This window comes from Rhodococcus sp. JCM 9793 (assembly GCF_055380405.1).
In genome coordinates this window covers 5,055,399-5,077,465 of the sequence record NZ_AP043721.1, presented here as the reverse complement: position 1 = coordinate 5,077,465, position 22,067 = coordinate 5,055,399, and the positions used below count along the sequence as shown (strand labels likewise).

Sequence of the window (22,067 nt, the reverse complement as noted above, 5' to 3'; positions counted from 1 at the left end):
ACGAACAGATCATCGACGGACTCATCGACATGTTCCTCGCTGCCTACGGCGTCACCGGAAAATATGTGCGGCAGTGCCTCAATGCTCCGTAAGAGGTGCTTCACTCAACGCCAGGCCGGTGACGAACCGTCGGAGATGCCCTGACAGAGGATCGGTGAAATCCAGTTCCCGCGCGAGCAATTGGAGGGGCAGGGAGTGATCGTCCGGAGACTCGGGTAGAAGGTCGGGATACCAACGGTCGCCCAGGATCCCGATTCCGAGTGCCGCCAGATGGACCCGCAGCTGATGCATCCGCCCGGTAGATGGGCGCAGGATCGTATGGAGCACAGTGCGTCCGGAGGTACTCACTCCGGTCCCGAGCACGTCGATCACGGTCTCGGAATTGGGTTCTCGGGCGTCGTCGACGACCACTCGCAACTCGCCTCTACGGGCCTCGATGTGGTTCCGATAGATGATGGGAAGCGCGTGCCCCGCAAGTATCGGTGCGTCGGGATTCCAGTCTGCCGGTCGCGCCGACACCGCTTCGTAGACTTTCGCGACCCGACGCTTCTCGAACAGCGATTGATAGGCGCCGCGCGTTGCAGGGCGGGTCGAGAACATCACCAGTCCGGCCGTCGCGCGGTCGAGTCGATGAATGGGTGTCAGGTCGGGGTTGTCCAGACGGATCCGCAATCGGACGAGTGCAGACTCGTGTAGGTACCGCCCACCCGGGGTGGTGGGGAGGAAGTGTGGTTTGTCGATGACAACGAGGTCGTCGTCGATGTGCAGGATCTTCTCGTGGAACGGCACCGGATCTTCCGCAGGTAGTTCGCGGTAGTACCAGATGAACCGGTGGGTGCCCAGGATCGTGTCGCGGTCGATCGGACCGCCGTCGGCCCCCACGATCTCGCCCTCGTCGAACCGCTGATACAGGGTGCCGGCGTCCATATGGTCGAACCTCGCGACCACGTATTCGGCGATCGTCGACCACGGACCGGAGGCCGGCACACTCAGACGAGTCGGTCCGACCCCATTCCTGACGGGGAGCGGTGAAGGCATCGGCACGGGGTCGATTCTCCCATCGACGACTGAGCGGATGGCCGGCAGGACCGATTGCGACGGGGTTACCCGGGAGTTACGAATTTCGTCGACGTGGCGCGCAGAACAGGCCGGTCGGTTACGGTTTCGGCAGCCGATCGATTCGAAAGGTCGATACCGATGCCGCTGTACGACTTCCGGTGCGCCGAGTGCGGTCTGTTCGATGCGTCCATGCCTATGAGCGAAGTCGGGCCGTCCACTGCGTGCCCCTCGTGCGGGCAGCAAGCGTCCCGCGCGATCACCGCGGCGCGTCTCGGTCGCGGCGCGTCTACCGCGATGCGCCTTCACGACGCTACAGCGCGCACTGCGTCCGATCCGGGCGTCGTATCGGGTGCGCTCCCCAGTGGCCCGCGGCGGTCGTCGCGTCCGGTCTCGACCGACCCGAGGCATCGGCTGCTACCTCGCCCTTGAACGCGCCCTTGAACGAGATCGATCGACCCAGGAGGTCCAGTGCCCGACGTCGTCTTTCCCCTCGACTCGACCCGCCGCTTCACCGATCAGGACAAGATCGGCCACAACCGTTGGCACCCCGACATCCCGCCTGTGGCCACGCTGAAGCCGGGGGAGTCGTTCCGGGTGCACTGCCGGGAATGGTTCGACGGGGAAATCCACAACGACGACTCCGCTGACGACATCCGCAACGCGCCGCTGCACACGGTGCACGCGTTGTCGGGGCCGTTCGCGGTCGAGGGCGCGAAACCGGGTGACCTCCTGATCGTCGACATTCTGGACCTCGGCCCGATCCCGCAGGAGGATTCGGGCCCGCTGGCGGGACAGGGCTGGGGCTACACCGGCATCTTCGCCAAGCCCAACGGGGGCGGCTTCCTCACCGACCAGTTCCCGGACGCTTACAAGGCAGTCTGGGATTTTTCGGGCCAGAAGGCCACCAGCCGTCACATTCCGCACGTGTCGTTCACCGGCATCGTGCATCCGGGGTTGATGGGGACGGCTCCGTCGCACGATCTCTTGTCCACCTGGAACACCCGTGAGGCGGCTCTGATCGCGACCGACCCCGATCGGGTGCCGCCGCTGGCGCTACCGCCGGAGCCGAACGGCGCGATCCTGGGCAGCCTCACCGGGGCGGAGTTCGACCGTGTCGCGGCGGAAGGTGCACGCACCGCCCCGCCCCGCGAGAACGGCGGCAACCAGGACATCAAGAACCTGACCAAAGGCAGCCGGATCTTCTACCCGGTGTTCGTCGACGGCGCGAACCTGTCGGTCGGCGATCTGCACTTCTCGCAGGGCGACGGCGAGATCACCTTCTGTGGCGCCATCGAGATGGGTGGCTTCATCGATCTGCGCGTCGACCTCATCCCGGGTGGAATGGACACCTACGGGGTGAGCGAGAATGCGATCTTCATGCCGGGTAACACCGACCCCCAGTTCTCCGAATGGCTCGCGTTCTCGGGTACATCGGTGACCCTCGACGGTGAACAGCGCTATCTCGATTCGCAATTGGCATATCAACGGGCATGCCTGCACGCCATCGAATATCTCACGAAATTCGGATACAGCCCGGAGCAGGCGTACCTTCTCCTCGGTGCCGCACCGATCGAGGGGAGACTGTCCGGAGTCGTGGACATCCCCAATTCCTGTGCCACAGTCTATCTTCCGACTGCGATCTTCGACTTCCCGCTGTCGCCGACGGTGGACGGTCCGGTCCGGATCGACCCGGGTATGGGGGCGCCGCGTTCTCCTGCGTGAGTCACGTGATACGCAACACCAGGAGTTATGTTCGTCGTATGGGTGAACTGGTCGGGAAATTCGAGAACGCGCGGTCCGAGGAGCATTTTCTGGATGCCTTCGACAAGGCGATGGCGAAGTGGCCCGATCGTGAAGATCGATCGGTGGAGACGAGTTTCGGGTCGACCACAGTCTCGACGGTCTGCAGCTCGGGGACCGGGGACCCACTCGTGCTCCTGCAGGGTGGGGGCAGCACCGTCGCGGTCTGGGATCGGTTCGCCGAGGCGTGGCAGCTCGACAGGCCGATCATCGCGGTGGACACCGTCTGGGATGCCGGTCGCAGCGTGCAGCGCCCGCCCGTCGGCGATGGGAGGGACGCAGCAACTTGGTTGGAAGAGACACTCGCCGGCCTGGATATCGATCGCGCGCACCTCGTGGGTTACTCGTACGGTGGGTGGGTCGCGCTCAATCATGCTGTCGAGGCCCCCGAACGTCTCCTCAGCGTCACGGCGATCGAGCCGCCCGGAGCGATCGTGAGAATGCCTGTGCGTGCGTGGTGGAAGATGCTGCGAATGCTGCTCGGCGATGACGAGCAGTATCGGGCATACCTCACATGGGTGCGTGGAGGACGGCTACCGGAATCCACGATGCTCGACCTACTGATGGCCGCTCGTACCGACTTCGTGCAGCGGGGAACGCCGCGCCCGACGCGGCTGACGAACGACCAGTGGATAGGCATCCGAACGCCCCTGACCATCATGCTCGGAGGGCGGAGCCGGCTGGTTCCGTCGATGCGGGCGTCGAAGGTGGTTCGCGGCGTCTCACCCCACGCCGAGCTGCACATACTCCCTGATGCAAGCCACGCGGTGCTGGTGGACGAGCCACAGGCGGTCATCGACCGGGTTCGCGAATTCGTCGCTCGTCACGATCGGTAGGGCCATTGCGGATGAGGTCGAGATCTGGGTAGCCGGATGTCGTGCCATTCATCGACATCGCATCGACCATCCTTCGGACCACCCACCGCAACGACCGTGCCGTCGGCGCATAGACCGAGCGTATGAGTGGAGCCCGCCGCGACCGCGACGATGCCGTGCCACCGGTGGACGTCGCACTGTCCGTGGCTGTTGTCTCCGACGGCGCGAACCCTGCCGCTCGCGAGCACGCCGACGGTGTGATGACTTCCTGCGGCCACCGACGTCACTTCGACCCACTCGTCTACGTCGCATGCGCCCGATTTACGTTGCCCCGCAGCGAGAACGGTTCCATCGCTTCTCAGGCCGGCGGTGTGGAGGTATCCCGCGGTGATCGCGGTGAGATTGCGCCAGTCGTCCATCTCGCACTGTCCGAATCGATTGTTGCCCGTGGCGATGGCAGTTCCGTCGTTCCGGACGCCGACGGAATGCCAGTCACCGGCGGCGACGTCCACGACCTCGCGCCAGGAGTCGACGTCGCACTCCAGTTCGTTGTTGCGGCCGGCAGCCACGACGATGCCGTCTGCCCGCACTCCGAGCGTGCGACGCCAGCCTGCAGCGACCGCGACTATTTCGTGCCACGTGCCCACGTTGCACTGCCCGTCGCCGTTCCACCCCGCGGCCATGACCGCCCCGTCGGACCGCAGGCCGACGGTGTGAGACCTTCCTGTGTTCCGGGCGGTGTGTACATTCCCGGCAGCCACTGCGACGATGTTCCGCCATCCGAGAACGTTGCACTCGCCGGCAGAGCCATTTCCTGCAGCGACGACGGTTCCATCGGCGTGGAGTCCAACGGAATGACGTCTGCCTGCGGCAAGTACGGTCATGCGATTCCATCCTGCCGGCCGTGAGAACGCCGGAACGATTCGAGCCTGCCACACGCTTGGCGGCGGGAGGCCGTGGCGACACTTCCCCCAATTGTCCGGGTTCCCGTTGCCTCACGACCTACGGCAACCCGGGCCGCAGGAGGAAAGCTCTCGTGCGAGGCGCTCGAGCCCGAGGGGCGTGGAGTCGCCGGCCGGCGGACGTAGGTTGTCGCGGGTCAGTCTTCGAGGAACGCCGGCGGCTCATAGCGAGGTTCGTACAGCATGATGTCGTCGGCGCCCGGCACCGCGACATCGACGGTGAGACCGTAGCCGTCGTCCCGGACGTCGCGGGTGAATCGAGCGCCCTTCGACGACAGGTCTGCCATTGTTGCTTCGAGGTCGTCGCACATCAGTGAGATCGCGTGGTGGCGTGGTGAGTTGTACTCGACACCCTCCTGAACAGTCGACGTCGGATGCACCCCGAGTTCGGACGGCCCCGTTCGGAAGATGAGCCAACCTCCGCCGGTATCGGCGAAGGCGAATCCGAGTACGTCGCGGAAGAAATCTCGTGTCGCTTCGGGATCGTCGGTGTAGACCAGTGAATGCAGGCCGGTGATCATGCCGTGACGCTATCCGGCCGATGCGTGAACTGTCCGTTCAACGGCGCAGAACACCTCGATGGTCCGGAATCGGGTGGCGTGCGACACAATGGTCGCGAACCGATCGAAGAGGAGCGATTCATGTTGAGCACCATGCAAGACGCACCCTTGTCCATCGCGCAGATTCTGCGCCACGGCAGCTCCGTTCACAGCGAAGCGGAGGTGGTGACCTGGACCGATTCCGGTGCGCGGCGGCGTAGCTACGCCGAGGTAGGTCAACGGTGCGCGCAGCTCGCGCATGCTCTGCGCGGCCTCGGCGTGAACGGCGACGAGCGTGTCGCGACGTTCATGTGGAACAACGCCGAACACCTCGAGGCGTATCTCGCGATACCGGCGATGGGCGCCGTCCTGCACACCCTCAACATCCGCTTGTTCCCGGAACAGCTGATCCACGTGGCCAACCATGCCGAAGACCGCGTGATCATCGTCGATTCCACGCTCGTCCCGTTGCTCGCACCGCAGCTGGCGCAATTGACCACCGTCGAGCATGTGGTCGTCACCGGCGACTCGACCGCCGGTCTCGAGGTCCCGGACGGTGTGCAGCTGCACACCTACGAGGGGCTCATCGCCGACCGGCCGACCACTTTCGACTGGCCCGAGGTGGACGAGCGGTCCGCCGCCGCGATGTGCTACACGTCCGGTACCACCGGTGACCCGAAAGGTGTCGCATACTCACACCGTTCGATCTATCTGCATTCGATGCAGGTGTGCATGACGGAGGGACCTGCCCTTCGGCAGGGTGACCGGGCGCTGGCGGTGGTTCCGCAGTTCCACGCCATGTCGTGGGGTCTGCCGTATGCGGCGTTCATGATCGGTGCGTCGCTGATCATGCCGGACCGTTTCCTGCAGCCTGAGCCGCTCGCAGCGCTCATCGCCGCCGAGCGCCCGACCTTCGCCGCCGCCGTCCCGACCATCTGGCTCGGACTTCACCAGTATCTCGAAGAACATCCGCAGGACATCTCCTCCATGAAGGAGGTGCTGATCGGTGGATCGGCGGTGCCGCCGTCGCTCATGCATGCGTTCGAGACAGACCACGACGTGCAGGTTCTGCACGCCTGGGGAATGACCGAGACATCGCCGCTGGGTTCGGTGGCGCGACCGCCGGCGAGTGCCGAGGGCGACGAGCGGTGGCGCTACCGGTACACGCAGGGACGATTCCCGGCGTCGGTGCAGGCCCGTCTCGTCGGCGATGACGACGTGGTGGTTCCGAACGACGGTGCCAGCATCGGTGAACTCGAGGTTCGCGGGCCGTGGATCGCAGCCTCCTATTACGGTGTGGAGGCGCCCGACAAGTTCCACGACGGGTGGTTGCGCACGGGCGACGTCGGAACCATCACTCCGGACGGCTATCTGACGCTGACGGATCGCACGAAGGACATCATCAAGTCCGGAGGCGAGTGGATTTCCTCGGTCGATCTGGAGAATGCGGTCATGGGGCACCCCGAGGTTCTCGAGGCAGCGGTGATCGGTGTGCCCGACGACAAGTGGGACGAACGTCCGTTGGTCGCCGTGGTGCTGCGTGCAGGGGCCACTGCGACAGTCGACACGCTGCGCGAATTCCTGTCGGACAAGGTCGCCAAGTGGCAGCTTCCAGAGAACTGGACGGTCGTCAGCGAGGTTCCCAAGACCAGCGTCGGCAAGTTCGACAAGAAGCGCCTGCGGTCGCAGTATCACGACGGCGGGCTGGACATCACCCGGATCTGACGCGCACCGAAGGGCCTGCCGCACCGTCACCGGTGCGGCAGGCCCTTCGCTGTCAGCCCACGGACGAGCTCGAGCGCCCTTTCCACCAGAACCACGCCGCGGTGACGATGACGGCGCCGACGATGGAGCCGATGATGCCGCTGGGGCGGAAATCGAGACCGTCCCCGGCAAGCAGACTGATGAGCAGGCCGCCGACGAACGAGCCGCCGATTCCTGCAGCGAACGCTACTGTCCAATCGATTCCGGACGTGGACTTGCCCAGAATCAATTGGGCACCTGCGCCGATGAGTATTCCGAACAGGATGATCCCGATGATCAGCATTGCCGGAGTATATGCAGCGGATTCTTCCTGACGTGATGTTTCTCGATGGGACGCCGCCTACGGCACCTGGAATGTCGCGATGCCGGGGGTGACGGGCCCGGCCGCTGCCGAGGTCAAGAGGACGGCGACCTGCCCGGCGCCGGTATCGATAGTGGCGAATGCCGGAATACCGTTGAGCCCGTCCGACAGGCGGGTAGATCCGGATTCGCCGGTCGACAGGTTCACCCATTGCACATCCGCGTAGAGGAGGCAGCCCCAGCCGTCCTCTTTCCCGCCGGTGATCGTGACGACGCCCGACTCTTCGCCGACCACCGCGACGCAGCGGATCGATGGAGCGTCGAAGCTTCCGTTCGGATTTCCGTATGGTGCTGGATCGATCTGGAACGCGACGGTCTCCGAAGCCGAAGCCACTCCTGCAGCGAGCAGGGCCGACGTGGCAATGGTGGTGGCGCAGACGCCGACGGCGCGCATCAGTTTCATCAAGGGCCTCACTTGTCGGTTTTCCGGTTCACCATCTCGGTGATCCAGATCGGGGCGAACGGGGACGTACAGCCAGGGGAGGTCGGATAGTCCTCGAGCACTTTCAATCGCTCGCCGATATCGAGGGCCCGGGCGCGATACTCGGCGTGCTCGATCCCGATCTGGGCGAGACAGGTGTTCATGGCCCACTGGAGGCGTTCCGGAGCATCCTGCATCTGCACTTCGATGGTGTCGAGCAGCGCGGAGAGATCGAGACCCGCGGGCTTTTTCACCACTCGTTCGGACGTCAGGGCCCAACCTGCGCTCGCTACGACCTGGTCCGGATCGTCGAACCACAGTACGCGCAATTCGTCGGCGTGCGGGCTCTTCTTCACGATGTAGTTGACCAGCCAATCCTGGACTTTGGGTACGCGTGCTTCCCGCAACATGGTGTCGAGGGTGTCGCGTGTGAACGCCTTCGGCCGACTGATGAGGATTGCGAGCAGTCTCGCCGCGCTGTCGCCGGTCTCCCAGAGTTCCCCGGCGAGGTCCTGCTGGATCTTCAGCCTCTTGGCGATCGCGCGCAGTCGGGTGAGGTTGACCCCGTGGTCGTCGCCGTGTCTGACGTTCACCTCGCGGATCTTCGGGTCTTCGAGCTCCGCCAATTCGGCCATCAACTCCGCCACTGTCGGCGGTTCCACCGTGGTTCCGGCCACCGTTCGCTCCGTTCTTCGCCGATTCGGAAATCACACTACGTGCGTCGATCACCCGTTCATCGCGTTACGCTGCCACCGACCGCAATCCGGGGGGATCACGTGGGAGCCGAAATGAACCGGGACGAGCTCGCTCGGGTATTGCTCGGACTCGATGGTGTCGGGTGCGCGGCCGCCGCGGTGGCAGTGTCGGTCGACGAGCGGGTCGTAGGTTCGGTAGACCCGTCGCACCGTGTACGTGTATCTGTTGCTGTCGCACTGGGCGCGACCAGCGTCGTCCTGGGGCGCGCGGCCGTTCGCCGTCCGGCACGGCGCCGCGATCTCGAAATTGCTGCGGTGGTCAACCTCGGCTGGGTGGCGGCGTGCTGCGTCGGATTGTCGCGGGCACCGTCGCGGCCGGGTCGCGGCCTGCTCATCACCACTGCGCTTCTGGACGGTGTCGCGGCGGCTGCGCAGTGGTATCTACGGCCGAGTGTTCGCTGACGCACTGTTGCCGTGCAGGTGCGCGCGCTCTCCGTTGTGATCGAGAATGGTGAGGATTTCGACGACGCCGTCGTGGGCGCTGATCGCGTGCGGCGTCATCGTCGAGAACTCGGCTGCGTTGCCCTCCTGGATGAGGATGGTGCGTTCACCGAGTTGAAGGCGCGCGGTGCCGGTGAGGACCGTGAACCATTCGTGTCCGGGGTGGACCGGCAGCGTGTCCGTCGGTCTGGGGTTTTCGTTGGTGATGCGCATCTTCGCGATCGTGACTCCGTTGAGGGATCGTTCGCGTGAGAGAAGCCAGGTTGTGAAGCCGGGGGTGTCGCACGGTTGCGGCCTGATCACCACATCCTGGTCGTCGTCGGTTTCGACGAGGTGATCGATCGTGGTGTCGAGTGCACGTGCGATCGGGACGAGCTGGTCCAATGCGATTCTGCGGCGGCCGGTTTCGATGCGACTCAGATTCGATGGGCTGATGTGACAGCGGGTTGCGAGCGCATCGAGTGTCCATCCGCGCGCCAGGCGCAGACTTCGGATGCGCTGCCGAACGACCTGGTCCAAGTCGACCTCTTCTTGCTCCATAGGCAAGATGGTATGCCGAATCTGCATTGAACGCTATAGCGTGGGGGAATGCATCATCACAGTCATCATGAAGAACACCGGCACAGCGACTCCCCGGCAGATCTGCTGGATCTCGATGCCGACGTGCATCGAAGCTATTTGGACGGACTGGTCGACTGGGTCGCCGATCGGGTCGATCCTCGTGTCATCGTCGACGTGGGGGCCGGAACGGGGACGGGTACGCGCGCTCTCGCCACACGGTTCCCCGAAGCGGAGGTGATTGCCGTCGATCGGTCGCCGGAGATGCTGGCCCGAGTCCGCGACACTGCCGGCCATCACGGTTTTCGGGGCCGGGTGAAGACTGTCGAGGCGGATCTGGACGCCGGCTGGCCTGCCGTCGACTCGGCCGATCTCGTGTGGTCGGCTTTGTCGTTGCATCACGTCCAGGACCCCGACGTCTTCCTGCGGCAACTCCACGATTCGCTGAATCCTGGAGCGCTCCTGGTAGTAGTCGAAATGGAATCCCAGCCGAGATTTCTTCCCGACGACATCGGGATCGGCACACCGGGACTCGAGGCGCGCGCTCATGCGCTTGCGGGTGAACGTGGGTGGAACGTCCACCCGGACTGGAGCGAGGACCTCGAACGTGCGGGCTTCGACGTCGAAGCTGTGCGCCGCACCGAGATCGATCTCGACGGCACCACGCCGACTGCCCGCACCTATGCGCGCACGGTGTTGAGCAAGCTTCGTGAAGGGCTCGCAAGCGGCCTGTCTGCTGACGACCTCGATACCTTGGACCGGCTGAGCGCGGACCACGGCCCCGACTCGGTGCTGACCCGGTCTGATCTGAGGGTCCGTGGGAACCGAACCGCATGGGCGGCAAGAAAACTCGAGCGAGGAGACAACTGATGAGTTCGAACACCGACCGGCCCGCCATTGCACACTACGATGTTGCCGTGATCGGGGGTGGTGCAGCAGGATTGAGTGCTGCGACCGCGCTCGCTCGCTCGCGACGCTCGGTGCTCGTGGTCGACGCCGGAGAACCGCGTAATGCGCCGGCCGCTGGCGCGCACAACGTCCTCGGCCACGACGGTATTCCACCGCTCGACCTCCTCGCCGCCGGTCGCAAGGAAGCAATCGGGTACGGGGTGGAGATTCGCGTCGACACCGCAGCAGCGGCGCGCCGCAACGGTGACGCGTTCGAGTTGGACCTCGAGGAAAGCGGAACCGTCCGGGCGCGGCGACTCGTACTGGCATCGGGACTCGTCGATGAACTTCCCGACCTGCCCGGCGTGAAGGAGATGTGGGGCAGGAAGGTGCTTCACTGCCCCTACTGCCACGGATGGGAAGTGCGCGATCAGCGCGTCGGCGTGATCGGGTCGAGCCCGATGAGTGTCCACCAGGCGCTGATGTTCCGGCAACTCACCGCCGACGTCACGCTGTTCACCCACACGATGCCGGAACTCGACGCCGACGCGACCGAACAGTTGGCGGCGCGGCAGATCCGTGTGGTCGACGTCCGCGTCGAGGGCCTCCGCGACGAGGGGGAGAGGGGCGTGACCGTCGTACTCGACGGCGCACCCGAGGCCGAGCAGGACGCAGTGGTGGTTGCTCCGCGGTTCCACGCCCGGGCAGACCTCTACGAACAGCTCGGCGGAACGGTGACCGACCACCCGCTCGGAGAGTTCATCGACTCCGACCCGATGGGGAAGACAGAGGTTCCCGGAGTCTGGGCTGCGGGCAATGCGAGTGACCTGTCGGCGATGGTGATGGTGGCATCGGGGGCAGGTGTGATGGCCGGTGCGGCCGTCAATGCAGATCTCATCGCGGAAGATGTGGCGGTGGCGGTCAGCGCGCGGGCTCAAAGGTGATGAGGAGACCGACGCGCCGGTGTAGTGGTACCGGGTGGGGAACAGCTCGGTGAGAATCGCTCGGACAGTGCTGACGGTGGCACCGTTGAGCAAGGTCAAGCCGATCGTGAAGGTGGCGATGAGCACGACCACCGGTGTGCTCGACGTGGCAAAAGTGGTGCAGACCTCGTTGCTCACCGCAGCAATGTTCGCACTCGGCACCGGCGTCCATATTGCGACGATCAAGAAAGTCGGCGCACGACCATTCGTCCTTTCCGCTATTGCAACCATCTGGGTAGCAGGTATTGCGTTGGCGGGCGTGTTGCTCACGAATGTGTCGACCTCAGTCTGAATACTCAGCAGATCGATATTCGGCAGATCGTCGAACTCGGAATTTTCATAGGTCGAAGGGAATTCGAGAATGGTGGTCCAGGATTTCGAAATCGATCAATGCGGATCCTTCCTGGAAGAGTCCGGCGCCGAATTGCGGTGTCGGCACCCGGCGTGGGTGGCCAGTTGACCGAGCCTGCTCATGATTCGCGCGATGTCGTGGGGGAGTGACGCGCCGTCGGTGAACTCGCTCAGCGGGACGGCCGAGATGAATGTGGTGGTGATGTCGCGGTCGTAGAGAACGTCGATGACATTCGCGAAACGTTGAGTGGGTTCCCGTCCCGCGGTCAGGAGGCCGGGGATACCGCTGATGATCCAGTGCTGGAACGATTCGGTCAGGGCGAGATAGTCCGACGGTGCGGTTGTGTCCACGCACAGGTCGGAGAAGTCGATCCAGAGCCTGCCATCCGTGGCGCGCCGGAGGCGGATGGGGTGGCCGGCCGGTGTGACTGTCACCGATTCGTCCGGCCGGGGGTGTGGGTGTGTGCAGTCGGGTGTGATCCACGTTCCGGCCGCAAACCCGGTGTCGTGGCCCGACACGGTGCGATAGTCGATGGGGCCGTCGACCGTCACGACTGTCAGATGTTGTTCGATCAATTCGATGGTCGGCACGAAATCGTCGTGGAACAGTGGATTCGGCATGAGGGATCGCGGCGGGTAGTTCGACGTCAGGACGACTTCGACATCACGGCTCAGGAGTGCGGGCAGCAGGCGTGAGATGAACCTGCCGTCGGCGGGATCGTGGACGTGGAACTCGTCGAAGCACACCACCTCCGCTCCGTCGAGAAGTTCGTCCAGGGCGGAATCGAGGTTGTATCGGTGCCGCCTCATTGCGGTGTGCAGGTCGCGGAAGAATTCGTGGAAGTGGATCCGACGCTTGCGGTGAGTCGGCAGTGCATCGAAGTACATCGACATCAGCAGACTCTTACCGCGTCCGACCGGCCCCCACAGGTACACGCCTCCCTCTGCGGTCACGAGTTCGAGCGAGGCCAGCCGCTGCGCTGCATCCAGGGTGAGCCCGAGTTTCTCTGCGGCGGAGTCGAATGCTTCAGGGGCCACCCCGGGAGGTGGGTCTGTTCGGGTTGCGCGGCGAAACCATCCCATGAACGAGACTCTACTATCGTAGAGTCTGCGAGGATGGAGACATGCCTCACCGCACCTCCCGCCGAGACCTCATCTGCGACGCAGCCCTGGATCTCGCTGCAGAGGGCGGCAATCACGCCCTCACCCACCGGGGTATCGACGCGCGACTCGAACTCGCGCGCGGTTCGACGTCGTACTACTACCGAACCCGACACTCTCTGGTTTCCGCCGCGATCGCCCACCTCACGCGACTCTCGAGCGAATCGTTCCGTGGCGCGTTACCCGCCGCGCCGCCCCGGACGGTTGCGGAGGCGAGTGCACTGATCACCGACCAGCTCGAAACTCTGATCGTGGACCGACGCCGAGATGTTCTGGCCAGGTACTCGCTGGCAGTCGATGCATCCGGCGACGACGAATTGCGTGCAGCACTGGCGTCGTGTCTCTTTTCTCGGCCTGCCGCAACCACACTGATGGACTCGCTGGGATCCGGTGATCCGGACGGCGCCGCACGCGACCTGATCGCTCTGCTCGAAGGATTGGTATTCGATCTCACCTATGGGGCGCGGGTAGTGGGCGCCGACACCCGGTTCGTCGATCATCGGCAATCCGTGCAGCGTGCGATCACCCTCTGGATCGGCGTGCTCTGCGATCAGTAGCCCTAGGATCGGAAGCATGACCACAGCGCGACAGGTGCGTAAGGCAGCGCTCGAGCTTCCCGAGGCGGAGGAGCGGACTGCGGCCGAAGCGGTCACCTACTCGGTACGGAACAAGGTCTTCGTTTCGGTCGCCGACGGCGTCGCGGCGATCAAGCTGCCCGACGAGGTGATTGCCGGTGCGCTGGAGGATCATCCGAGCGCCGAACGGGTCGAGTATCGGGGCGCGTCGAGCGGATTCCGGATATCTCTCGCCGACATCAACGGGCAACATCTCAACGGGTTGGTGCGCCAGGCGTGGATCTCGCGAGCTCCGAAGAATCTTGCTGCGGCATTGGTCGAGGCCGATTCGGGGGCGGTTCCGTCCGACAGTGACCTACCCACCTCCATCGGGAAGCCCGCGACACGGGCCCTCCTCGGCGCCGGAGTGGTGACACTCGACGACGTCGCAGCCCGTTCGGCGGCCGAACTCGCGGCGCTGCACGGGGTCGGTCCCAAAGCGCTTCGGATCCTCGCGGAGGTAGTGCGGGAGAGCGGCCGAATCCAGGAATCGGAGGAGTAACCAGAGACGAAAGAGGTGTGTTCGTGAACGTAGCCGCCACCCTTCGAGATCATCCCGATGTGTGTGTCCGGCACCCGAGCAGTTCACCTGCAATGATCGGGTGAGGCGCGACTCCTGCTCGAGGGGTCACATTCTGGGCGGGAGACTGCGATGGCAGCCGAGCAAGCTGTGGCGCGACGTCCGCGACGGCACATCCTGAGATGGATTGTGCTCGTGCTCGCGTTGGTGCTGGTGGTCGCGGTGGCTGCGTTCGTGCTGAGCCCGACTCCCGGTGCACTCGTCGTCAGGGCGGTGTTCGAGCGTGGTGCCGAGGAGACGACGGCGAACCTCGAGGAGGGAGCGCCGGCCACGGATCTCGTCGCCGATATCGCATACCGCAACGGTGATCCCGACGCATACCTCGACGTCTACACGCCGACAGGGACGACGGAGGCGCTTCCCACCATCGTGTGGACCCATGGCGGCGCATGGATTTCGGGAAACCGCACGAACTATGCCGGGTACTACCGACGGCTGGTCGATGCCGGATTCACGGTTGTGTCGCTCGGCTACTCGCTCGCGCCGGAACACCGCTATCCGACACCGGTCCACCAGCTCGACGACGCGCACGCATACCTGCTCGCGCACGCCGAGGACCTCCATATCGACCCGGACCGGATCGTGCTCGCCGGGGATTCCGCAGGCGCTCAGTTGTCGGCGCAACTCGCCGCGGCGATCACCGATCCGGATGTCGCCCGCGACCTCGGACTGGAACCGTCGCTGTCTGCGGATGCTCTCCGTGGTGTCGTGCTCAATTGCGGGATCTACAACGTGCCGGCCATGGACGGTGCGGGCGGACTTGTCGGTTGGGGAGTCCAGCAGGCGCTGTGGTCATACACCGGCGACCGTGACTTCGTGGCGTCGGACGCGGCACGGCAGATGTCGAGCCTGTTCGTCGTCACGGAGAACTTCCCGGCAGCGTTCATCAATGGCGGCAACGCCGATCCGCTCACCGACACGCAGTCGAAACCGCTGGCGGCGAAGCTGTCCGAGCTGGGTGTCATGGTGGACGAGGTGTTCTACCCGGACGATCACACGCCCGAATTGGGGCACGAGTACCAGTTCGACCTGTCGCTTCAGGACGCCCGCGACGCACTGGACCGCACGATCACCTTCGTCCGGAAAGTGACTGCGTAGTCCGAAGAAAGCTCGGGCTGCGAGGTCACGCTGCGGGCGCGGTCAGGATCTGCGGGGCGTCGTCGGTGACGGCGATGGTGTGTTCGCTGTGCGCTGTGCGGGATCCGTCCGCCGAGCGGATGGTCCAACCGTCGGGGTCGTACACGATCTTGTCGGTTCCCGCTGCGAACCACGGTTCGAGGGCGAGGGTGAGCCCGGGACGCAGCACCAGGCCCCGGCCCGCTCGGCCCGTGTTCGAGACGTGCGGGTCCTCGTGCATGGTGCGCCCGAGGCCGTGTCCACCGAACTCGGTGTTGACCGGGTATCCGTATTCGGCCGCGACCGCGCCGATGGCCGCAGAGATGTCGCCCAGCCTGTTGCCCGGACGCGCCGCCGCAATGCCTGCGTCGAGCGCTTGCCGCGTCGCGTCGATCAGCCGTAGATCTTCGTCCCTCGGCGTTCCGACGACGATGCTGCGTGCCGAATCGGCGACCCAGCCGTCGATCGAGACCGCGATGTCCATGCTGAGGAGATCGCCGTCGCGCAACGTGTAGTCGTGGGGGAGACCGTGCAGCACGGCGTCGTTGACGGACAGGCAGATGACATTGCGGAACGGGCCGCGTCCGAACGAGGGTGAGTAGTCCCAGTAGCAGGACACCGCGCCGCGCTTCGCGATGAGATCGCGGGCACGCTCCTCGAGGTCGAGAAGGTTCACGCCGGGCTCGGCGCGGTTCGAGAGATCGGTGAGCAGGCCGGCGATGAATGCGCCCGTGACACGCATGGCGGCAACTTCTCCGGGAGTCTTGAGTTCGAGCATCGGCAGTCCTTCTGGCGTTGGTCGACAACAACTGTATCGGTATTTTAATACCAGATCAGTGTAGGATCATGCGTATGGTTCGTCTCCCGCTCACCCCGGAACAGCTCGCCGCCGGTCGGCGCCTCGGTGGCCGCCTCCGCACGGCGCGCGGCGCCCGCACGCTCGCCGAAGTTGCGAGTGAGGCGGGGATCTCACCCGAAACTCTCCGCAAGATCGAAGCGGGCCGGTTGGCAACACCCGCATTCGTGACGGTTGCCGCATTGGCACAGGTCCTCGCGGTTTCCCTCGACGAACTCGCGGAGCTCACGCTTGTCGTCCCCGTCGAAGAATCGGTCCGGTCTGCCGGGTAGGGCGCGGTCGTGTGGGTTTGGGATGCGTCGCGCCGGGGAACACGGTTCCTCGAACCCTGGGTCGAATGAGTCGGAAGTGGGGACGAAGCGATGGCAACTGCAACACCTGTACGGATCGACGCCCCGGGTCGAGAGCAAGCGCTGACCGAGAGCAGGGCGGCAGGTCTCGTACTCCTGGTGATCATGGTCGTACTCGGTGGCCTCGCAGTAGCCTTCGTCGCCGGTTCTCCCCTCCTGGGGGTCGCGGCAGCCGCTGTGGTCGGTGTCGGCGCTCCCATCCTTGCCGCCCAGCTGTGAGGTTCTTTCGGGTACGGTGAGCAGGCCTCGTGAGGCGGAGCCGAAGCGGGTGATCCCGTGGCGGAGCTGTGATGTGGGCGAGCTATTGTTCCGGCCATGTCGAAAGCATTTACCTTCACCACCGAATTCGAGCACGGCGTTGACACGATGCACGCCGTCTTGACCAGCGAGGACTTCTGGAAGAGCCGCGGCGGGGCCGACGCCGAAGGCAGCTCGATCGCGGTGTCCGCTCCCGGCGGCCCCGGAACGATTCGTGTCGAGATCACCGGCCGGATGGATCCTGCGGGTCTGCCCGCCGTGGTTCGCGGGATCCTGCGCGGCCCGCTGGAGATGAATCGGGCCGACGAATGGAGCGCCCTCGACGGAGGGCAAGCACAGGGCACGATGACCGGTGGTTCCTCGAGCCTGCCCGTCTCGATCGAAGGGCGCTCCGAGCTGCGCGCGTCCGCATCGGGTGGTTCCATCGTCGAGGTCACGGGTGAAGTCGCCGTGAAGATTCCGGTCGTCGGCGGACAGGTCGAGGGTCTTGTGATCCAGATGGTCGAGAGCATCGTCAATGCCGACCAGAAGGAACTGAACGACTGGCTCGCTGCCAAGTGACGAGGTGGGGCCGCTCCGGCGGCCCCGCTTTTCCTGTATGTGTCGGGACGAACGTGGACACGGCCTGCGGGCTTTTCGTCGGACGAGATCAGCGAAATAGCGCAGATCACCTACGAATTCGCCGGACCCGATGTGCTGTGGGTATCGGTGGACGTGCGGGGTCGGTCGCGTCGCTCATCCGCCCGGGATACGCTGATGTGCTTGTGATCTGCGACACGCCGCCGTCGGTCGTTGCAGGTGGCGCACAGCCGGAGCAGTATCGGGCCATGTCGGCACCGTGGGATGACGATGGCGGCTTCGCATGGGAGCAACGCGAAGCCGGGCACACCTGGGATCAGATCGGCGCCGAGCTCGGATGCCCCGCACATGTGGCGCGCGAACTCGGCGAGCGGTACCACGCGGAATTCACGGCGTTGGCACTGCGTGATCAGCTCCCGCTGTTCGATATTCCCGGGGGAGGTGGTTCCCGGATGGCATGACCTGGGGGTGGAAATGGGTATTGTCCCGGATGCCTCCAGAGGGTCGCGCAGCGCACACTCGACATCGAGAATCCTCAGTAGCCGAAGGAGTTCGCGATGTCGAGGAAGCGAAATGCAGTGTCTGCATGTGTGATCGGTGCAGCCATACTGTTGGGTGGTGCAGCAACAGCAAGTGCCGTACCGCCGTCAGCGGCGGAAGAACTCGCGTCCGATCTCCGCGCGATCGAAGAGCTACGTGTGCGCCAACACGAAGCATGGAAGAACGGTGACGGCAATGCATACGCCGCGATCCACACGCACGACGCCGATGTGGTGACCTTCAGTGGCGACGTGTTGCACGGCCATGACGAGATCGCGTCGGGCATGCAGTACTTCTTCGACACCTATGTCGGCGGCACCGAACTGAAGGAAGTCTCCGAGAACATCGCTTTCCCCCGCCCGGACATGGCGATCATCATCCGCACCGGGTGCGTGCTCTGGAACGGCGAGACGGAGTGCAGCGACGAGGCATTGTCGCGTAATACGAGCGTCGCGTTGAAGGCGGATGGGCAATGGCTGATCCGCTCGTTCCAGAACACCCGTCTCGATCCGCTCCTGAACGGGTGAGCCCAGTTGGTTGCGAGTTCATCTGATCATCACCGGCCGGTGACCGTGTTGATGCATTGCCCCGCGACCATCGAATACATGCAGGCACTCGTGCCCGACTCACTGTTCGGTTTCCTCCAGGAAAGTGGCTTGGCCACCTCCGGGGGTGAGGCCGCAGCGCTCCTCATGGAAGGCGCTGTGTGCGTCAATCACCTTCCCGTGCGGAGTCCACGGAGGCGTCTGCACGCGGGCGATGTGGTGTCGGTCTCCGGTAGCCGCCTCGTCGCTGTGTTCGGTACGAAGCTCCCCGCCCTGAAGAAGACGCAGCTCTGACGAAAGCGCAGCTCTGACGAACGTTCGGACATGCGCAGGTCGGCGATTGTCGGTTCGGTGTGATAAGCCGTAGCCGACGGATCGAACGACCCACGAGGGGGACCTGCGCGTGCTGAGACTGCATCGTGCCGAGCGCACCGACATACTGGCCGATGCACTCGCAGAGCTTCTGTCCACCCCGCCCGCCGACCCGTTCGCACGCGAGGTCGTCGCGGTACCGGCTCGCGGTGTCGAGCGGTGGCTCACACAGCGGCTTTCGACGGTGCTCGGGGCTGTCGCCGGCGACGGGATCGCCGCGAACATCGCCTTCCCTTCGCCTTCCCGTCTCGTAGACGAGGCATTGTCAGCTGCCGCGGGTACCACGGCCGACGACGATCCCTGGCATCCGTCGCGAGTGCTGTGGGCGCTGCTCGACGTCATCGACGAGAGCCTCGGCCTGCCGTGGTGTGCGGCGCTGACGCGGCACCTGGGCCACGGCGCCGACGACCACCGGGCCGGACGTCGCTACGCCACGGCCGAACATGTCCGCGACCTGCTGCGTAGCTATGGGCAGCAACGGCCGCGCATGCTCACCGACTGGGCTGCCGGGCACGACACCGACGGCACCGGGGCCCCGCTCGACGAGCACTTGCGGTGGCAGGCCGAATTGTGGCGCCGCCTGCGCGACCGCATCGGTGTCGACAGCCCCGCCCAGCGGCTCGACGAGATGTGTGAGCGACTGCGCGCAGAACCGGGCATCGTCGACCTGCCGGATCGGCTGTCGCTGTTCGGGCCGACCCGTCTCGACCGGGTGCAACTCGAGGTGCTGGCGGCGCTGGGCACCCGCCGGGACGTCCACCTGTGGCTGCCGCACGCGAGTCCTCGGATGTGGGAGAAACTCTCGGACTGCGAGCCGGTCCTGCGGCGGGCGGACGATCGCAGCGTCGATCTCGTCGGTCATCCCCTTCTCGCCGCACTCGCCCGCGACGTCCGCGAACTGCAGGGCAGGCTGTCCGAGCTCGGTGCGGTCGAGGAACGGCACGCCGCGCCCTCGCCCCCCGACACGCTGCTCGGCAGGATTCAGGCCGACATCCGGGCCGACCGCACTCCGGAGGCGGCGTCCGCCGAGGGGCGAGCGAAGCGACAGGGGGTGTCCCAGGCCGATGGCACTGTGCAGATCCACGCGTGCCACGGGCCGACACGCCAGGTCGAAGTGCTGCGCGAATGCCTCCTGCACTTGTTCGAGGACGATCCGACGCTCGAACCTCGCGACGTCATCGTCATGTGCCCGGACGTCGACACCTATGCTCCGCTGGTCGCGGCGTCGTTCGGCCAGGACATCGGCGGACATCCGGGTCACGGTCTGAGAGTCCGGCTCGCCGATCGCGGCCTGCGTCGCACCAACCCGGTCGTGTCCGTCGTGGCGGCGCTGCTCGGCCTTGCCGATGCGCGGGTCACCGCGAGCGACGCACTCGATCTGGCCGCATCGGCACCCGTGAGACGGATGTTCTCGTTCGACGACGACGATCTCGAGCGGCTGCAGGAATGGACCGCAGAATCGGGTGCTCGCTGGGGCCTGGGTAAGCGTCAACGCAGCGCGTTCGGTCTTGCGGACTTCCCGCAGAACACCTTCGGCACCGCACTCGACCGGGTCCTGCTCGGAGTCACCGCCGACGGTTCCGACAGTGAATGGCTTGCCCTTGCAATGCCGCTCGACGACGTCGAGAGCAACGACATCGATCTTGCCGGGCGATTCGCCGAATACGTCGATCGGCTCGACAAAGCGTTGTGGGGTCTGCGTCGGCCCCAGGCCGCAGGGCGGTGGGCGGAAGCGCTCACGCACGCACTCGATCTGCTGGTGGATGTTCCGGCGGCCGACACATGGCAACGCGCACAGGCGCATCGCGAGATCGGTGCTGCCGTCGAACACAGTGGAGACGCCGAGTTGCGGCTGGCCGATGTGCGGGCGATGCTCGCCGGTCGATTGGCGGGCCGGCCCACCCGGGCGAACTTCCGCACCGGCGAGCTCACGGTGTGCACCATGGTCCCGATGCGCTCGGTGCCGCATCGGGTGGTAGTGCTGCTCGGCCTCGACGACGACGTCTTCCCCCGCAGCGCCCACATCGACGGCGACGACGTGCTCACCCAGAATCCCCGCATCGGCGAACGTGATCCTCGAAGCGAAGACCGGCAGTTGCTGCTCGACGCGATCATGTCGGCGGGTGAGAAGGTGCTGCTGTTCTACACCGGCGCCGATCCGGTCACGGGGGCATCGCGGCCACCCGCGATTCCGCTCAGCGAGGTGCGCGACGTGGTGGCCACGATGATCGACGTCGCAGACGGCGACGCGAATCCCGTTGTCCGTCATCATCCGCTGCAGCCGTTCGATGCCCGGAACTTCCTGCCCGAGGCGCCGTTCAGCTTCGACGAGACGGCGCTCGCCGGTGCCCGCGCCACGCAGAACCCGGACACGGCGGAAGCGGCCCCGGTTCTCGCACAGGTGCTTCTTGCCCCGGCACCGAACCCCCCGTCGCTTCGCTCGCCCCGGTCCGAGCAGCGAGCGGATCTCGATCTCGCCGACCTCGTGTCGTATCTCGTGCATCCTGCCCAAGGGTTTCTGCGGCAACGGCTCGGTATCCGGATTCCCGAACTCGACGAGGGCACGGCCGACGCGCTCGATATCGATCTCGACCCGTTGGCCCGCTGGAACCTCGGCGACCGGATGCTCGAATCCCGGCTCGGCGGCGTCTCCGCAGCCGATTTCCGGGCCGCGGAGTGGCGCCGCGGGACGCTCCCGCCGTACGCGCTCGGCGAGAGCACACTCGACGACGTCACCTATGCGGTGGAAAGCCTCGTTTCCGCGTGCGCGCCCGTGCACAGCGGGCGGCCCACCACCATCGACACGATGGTCGACCTCGGCGACGGGCGACGGCTCACCGGCACCGTCGGTGGGGTCCACGGCAACGTGATCGCGCGCAGCATCTTCTCGAAGTTGGCTGCCAAACACCGGATCACCGCATGGGTCCAGCTCCTGGCAGTCGCTGCGTCAGGTCATGACGGGAGGTGGCAGGCCGTGACCACCGGTCGCGGGCGCGGTCGGATGCCGGCGTGGCGTTCGACGACGGTCGCGCCCGACAACGCACACGAACTGCTCCTGCAACTCGTCGATCTCCGCGACCGCGGCATGGGCGCGGTGCTGCCCGTGACGACGGGGGCGGCCGCAGCGTATGCGGAGCAACGCGCCCGTGGCGGCTCCCTCGACATGGCACTCGAATCCGCCGGCAACGAGTTCGGAGGAAAGTTCGGAGACGGGAAGGACCGGCACGTGCAGTATCTGTACGGCAGTAGCGTCGGGTTCGGCGATCTCACCGCAGCAGAACCGCTCGCCGACGAACGAACCTGGTTCGACGACCCGACCCGCTTCGGTGTGCTGTCACGCCGATTGTGGGAACCGCTGCTGGCAGCGGAGAAGCAGGGGCGTCCGTGATGGGGAGTGACA

General features: G+C 65.4%; 26 protein-coding genes and 1 pseudogene. 18 read left to right on the top strand and 9 right to left on the bottom strand.

Annotated features, from left to right (window positions below):
• Positions 1 to 78: 78 nt before the first annotated feature.
• Positions 79 to 1,038: a pseudouridine synthase gene (locus ACZ46K_RS25490; protein ID WP_464749471.1), complete on the bottom strand. Its 960-nt coding sequence runs from the start codon at positions 1,036 to 1,038 to the stop codon at positions 79 to 81.
• A 159-nt stretch (positions 1,039 to 1,197) separates the two neighbouring features.
• Between ACZ46K_RS25490 and ACZ46K_RS25485 the strand changes: the two genes are divergently transcribed.
• The 3 genes from ACZ46K_RS25485 to ACZ46K_RS25475 are packed head-to-tail and all read left to right on the top strand — an operon-like array spanning position 1,198 to position 3,695.
• Positions 1,198 to 1,488, top strand: coding sequence for a zinc ribbon domain-containing protein (locus ACZ46K_RS25485; protein WP_464745438.1), 291 nt, complete (start codon positions 1,198 to 1,200; stop codon positions 1,486 to 1,488).
• A gap of 39 nt (positions 1,489 to 1,527) precedes the next feature.
• Positions 1,528 to 2,781: a formamidase gene (gene fmdA / locus ACZ46K_RS25480; protein WP_464745436.1), complete on the top strand. Its 1,254-nt coding sequence runs from the start codon at positions 1,528 to 1,530 to the stop codon at positions 2,779 to 2,781.
• A gap of 38 nt (positions 2,782 to 2,819) precedes the next feature.
• Positions 2,820 to 3,695: an alpha/beta fold hydrolase gene (locus ACZ46K_RS25475; protein WP_054805173.1), complete on the top strand. Its 876-nt coding sequence runs from the start codon at positions 2,820 to 2,822 to the stop codon at positions 3,693 to 3,695.
• Here ACZ46K_RS25475 and ACZ46K_RS25470 read toward each other — a convergent pair.
• A complete protein-coding gene (locus ACZ46K_RS25470; protein ID WP_054805174.1) occupies positions 3,683 to 4,558 on the bottom strand; it encodes an RCC1 domain-containing protein in 876 nt (291 codons plus the stop codon). The two genes, ACZ46K_RS25475 and ACZ46K_RS25470, sit on opposite strands and share 13 nt — an antisense overlap.
• Before the next feature lie 215 nt (positions 4,559 to 4,773).
• Positions 4,774 to 5,157, bottom strand: a complete 384-nt coding sequence (locus ACZ46K_RS25465) for a VOC family protein (protein WP_054805175.1) — start codon at positions 5,155 to 5,157, stop codon at positions 4,774 to 4,776.
• Between the two features lie 120 nt (positions 5,158 to 5,277).
• Here ACZ46K_RS25465 and ACZ46K_RS25460 point away from each other — a divergent pair, with 120 nt between their 5' ends.
• Positions 5,278 to 6,900 carry a long-chain fatty acid--CoA ligase gene (locus ACZ46K_RS25460; RefSeq protein WP_054805187.1) on the top strand — a complete coding sequence of 541 codons (1,623 nt, stop codon included), beginning with the start codon at positions 5,278 to 5,280 and terminating at the stop codon, positions 6,898 to 6,900.
• A gap of 52 nt (positions 6,901 to 6,952) precedes the next feature.
• Here ACZ46K_RS25460 and ACZ46K_RS25455 read toward each other — a convergent pair whose 3' ends face one another.
• Genes ACZ46K_RS25455 through ACZ46K_RS25445 form a run of 3 tightly spaced genes read right to left on the bottom strand, consistent with a single transcriptional unit; the run spans position 6,953 to position 8,355 of the window.
• Positions 6,953 to 7,222 carry a hypothetical protein gene (locus ACZ46K_RS25455; protein ID WP_054805176.1) on the bottom strand — a complete coding sequence of 90 codons (270 nt, stop codon included), beginning with the start codon at positions 7,220 to 7,222 and terminating at the stop codon, positions 6,953 to 6,955.
• Between the two features lie 57 nt (positions 7,223 to 7,279).
• Positions 7,280 to 7,702 carry a hypothetical protein gene (locus tag ACZ46K_RS25450; protein WP_054805177.1) on the bottom strand — a complete coding sequence of 141 codons (423 nt, stop codon included), beginning with the start codon at positions 7,700 to 7,702 and terminating at the stop codon, positions 7,280 to 7,282.
• A gap of 8 nt (positions 7,703 to 7,710) precedes the next feature.
• Positions 7,711 to 8,355, bottom strand: coding sequence for a DNA alkylation repair protein (locus tag ACZ46K_RS25445; protein ID WP_464749470.1), 645 nt, complete (start codon positions 8,353 to 8,355; stop codon positions 7,711 to 7,713).
• 153 nt (positions 8,356 to 8,508) lie between these two features.
• Here ACZ46K_RS25445 and ACZ46K_RS25440 point away from each other — a divergent pair, with 153 nt between their 5' ends.
• Positions 8,509 to 8,877: a hypothetical protein gene (locus ACZ46K_RS25440; protein WP_054805178.1), complete on the top strand. Its 369-nt coding sequence runs from the start codon at positions 8,509 to 8,511 to the stop codon at positions 8,875 to 8,877.
• Here the strand turns inward: ACZ46K_RS25440 and ACZ46K_RS25435 are convergent.
• A complete protein-coding gene (locus ACZ46K_RS25435) occupies positions 8,857 to 9,456 on the bottom strand; it encodes a helix-turn-helix domain-containing protein (protein WP_054805179.1) in 600 nt (199 codons plus the stop codon). The two genes, ACZ46K_RS25440 and ACZ46K_RS25435, sit on opposite strands and share 21 nt — an antisense overlap.
• A 48-nt stretch (positions 9,457 to 9,504) precedes the next feature.
• Here ACZ46K_RS25435 and ACZ46K_RS25430 point away from each other — a divergent pair, with 48 nt between their 5' ends.
• The 3 genes and pseudogenes from ACZ46K_RS25430 to ACZ46K_RS25420 form a co-directional block, all read left to right on the top strand.
• On the top strand, positions 9,505 to 10,344 hold the full coding sequence (locus tag ACZ46K_RS25430; protein WP_464745434.1) for a class I SAM-dependent methyltransferase: 840 nt from the start codon (positions 9,505 to 9,507) through the stop codon (positions 10,342 to 10,344).
• On the top strand, positions 10,344 to 11,306 hold the full coding sequence (locus ACZ46K_RS25425) for an NAD(P)/FAD-dependent oxidoreductase (RefSeq protein ID WP_054805180.1): 963 nt from the start codon (positions 10,344 to 10,346) through the stop codon (positions 11,304 to 11,306). The genes ACZ46K_RS25430 and ACZ46K_RS25425 overlap by 1 nt, the downstream gene beginning before the upstream one ends.
• Positions 11,307 to 11,439: 133 nt before the next feature.
• Positions 11,440 to 11,637 (top strand): annotated as a pseudogene (locus tag ACZ46K_RS25420) (putative sulfate exporter family transporter); the annotation flags it as partial.
• Between the two features lie 95 nt (positions 11,638 to 11,732).
• On the opposite strand, the gene zapE reads toward ACZ46K_RS25420, so the two are convergent.
• Positions 11,733 to 12,779, bottom strand: a complete 1,047-nt coding sequence (zapE, locus tag ACZ46K_RS25415) for a cell division protein ZapE (RefSeq protein ID WP_054805182.1) — start codon at positions 12,777 to 12,779, stop codon at positions 11,733 to 11,735.
• 41 nt (positions 12,780 to 12,820) lie between these two features.
• On the opposite strand from zapE, the gene ACZ46K_RS25410 reads away from it, so the two are divergent.
• The 3 genes from ACZ46K_RS25410 (at position 12,821) to ACZ46K_RS25400 (ending at position 15,149) form a co-directional block, all read left to right on the top strand.
• A complete protein-coding gene (locus tag ACZ46K_RS25410) occupies positions 12,821 to 13,414 on the top strand; it encodes a TetR/AcrR family transcriptional regulator (protein WP_054805183.1) in 594 nt (197 codons plus the stop codon).
• Positions 13,415 to 13,430: 16 nt separating this feature from the next.
• Entirely contained in the window at positions 13,431 to 13,973 is a 543-nt protein-coding gene (locus ACZ46K_RS25405) for a helix-hairpin-helix domain-containing protein (RefSeq protein ID WP_054805184.1), read from the top strand.
• A 150-nt stretch (positions 13,974 to 14,123) separates the two neighbouring features.
• Positions 14,124 to 15,149, top strand: a complete 1,026-nt coding sequence (locus ACZ46K_RS25400; RefSeq protein ID WP_464745431.1) for an alpha/beta hydrolase — start codon at positions 14,124 to 14,126, stop codon at positions 15,147 to 15,149.
• Positions 15,150 to 15,174: 25 nt separating this feature from the next.
• On the opposite strand, the gene map is transcribed toward ACZ46K_RS25400, so the two are convergent.
• Positions 15,175 to 15,945: a type I methionyl aminopeptidase gene (map, locus tag ACZ46K_RS25395; protein WP_054810480.1), complete on the bottom strand. Its 771-nt coding sequence runs from the start codon at positions 15,943 to 15,945 to the stop codon at positions 15,175 to 15,177.
• A 74-nt stretch (positions 15,946 to 16,019) separates the two neighbouring features.
• On the opposite strand from map, the gene ACZ46K_RS25390 reads away from it, so the two are divergent.
• The 7 genes from ACZ46K_RS25390 (at position 16,020) to recC (ending at position 22,055) form a co-directional block, all read left to right on the top strand.
• Positions 16,020 to 16,295, top strand: a complete 276-nt coding sequence (locus ACZ46K_RS25390) for a helix-turn-helix domain-containing protein (RefSeq protein ID WP_464745429.1) — start codon at positions 16,020 to 16,022, stop codon at positions 16,293 to 16,295.
• A 90-nt stretch (positions 16,296 to 16,385) separates the two neighbouring features.
• Positions 16,386 to 16,592, top strand: a complete 207-nt coding sequence (locus tag ACZ46K_RS25385; RefSeq protein ID WP_054810874.1) for a hypothetical protein — start codon at positions 16,386 to 16,388, stop codon at positions 16,590 to 16,592.
• Between the two features lie 96 nt (positions 16,593 to 16,688).
• Positions 16,689 to 17,192, top strand: coding sequence for a DUF2505 domain-containing protein (locus ACZ46K_RS25380; protein ID WP_054807780.1), 504 nt, complete (start codon positions 16,689 to 16,691; stop codon positions 17,190 to 17,192).
• A gap of 137 nt (positions 17,193 to 17,329) precedes the next feature.
• Positions 17,330 to 17,671 carry a hypothetical protein gene (locus tag ACZ46K_RS25375; RefSeq protein WP_464745427.1) on the top strand — a complete coding sequence of 114 codons (342 nt, stop codon included), beginning with the start codon at positions 17,330 to 17,332 and terminating at the stop codon, positions 17,669 to 17,671.
• A gap of 96 nt (positions 17,672 to 17,767) precedes the next feature.
• Positions 17,768 to 18,277: an SgcJ/EcaC family oxidoreductase gene (locus tag ACZ46K_RS25370; protein WP_054807781.1), complete on the top strand. Its 510-nt coding sequence runs from the start codon at positions 17,768 to 17,770 to the stop codon at positions 18,275 to 18,277.
• A 78-nt stretch (positions 18,278 to 18,355) separates the two neighbouring features.
• Positions 18,356 to 18,589: an RNA-binding S4 domain-containing protein gene (locus tag ACZ46K_RS25365; protein WP_464745425.1), complete on the top strand. Its 234-nt coding sequence runs from the start codon at positions 18,356 to 18,358 to the stop codon at positions 18,587 to 18,589.
• Positions 18,590 to 18,698: 109 nt separating this feature from the next.
• The gene (recC, locus tag ACZ46K_RS25360) at positions 18,699 to 22,055 is read left to right on the top strand and encodes an exodeoxyribonuclease V subunit gamma (protein ID WP_464745423.1); all 3,357 of its coding nucleotides are present in this window, start codon (positions 18,699 to 18,701) and stop codon (positions 22,053 to 22,055) included.
• Positions 22,056 to 22,067: the final 12 nt, after the last annotated feature.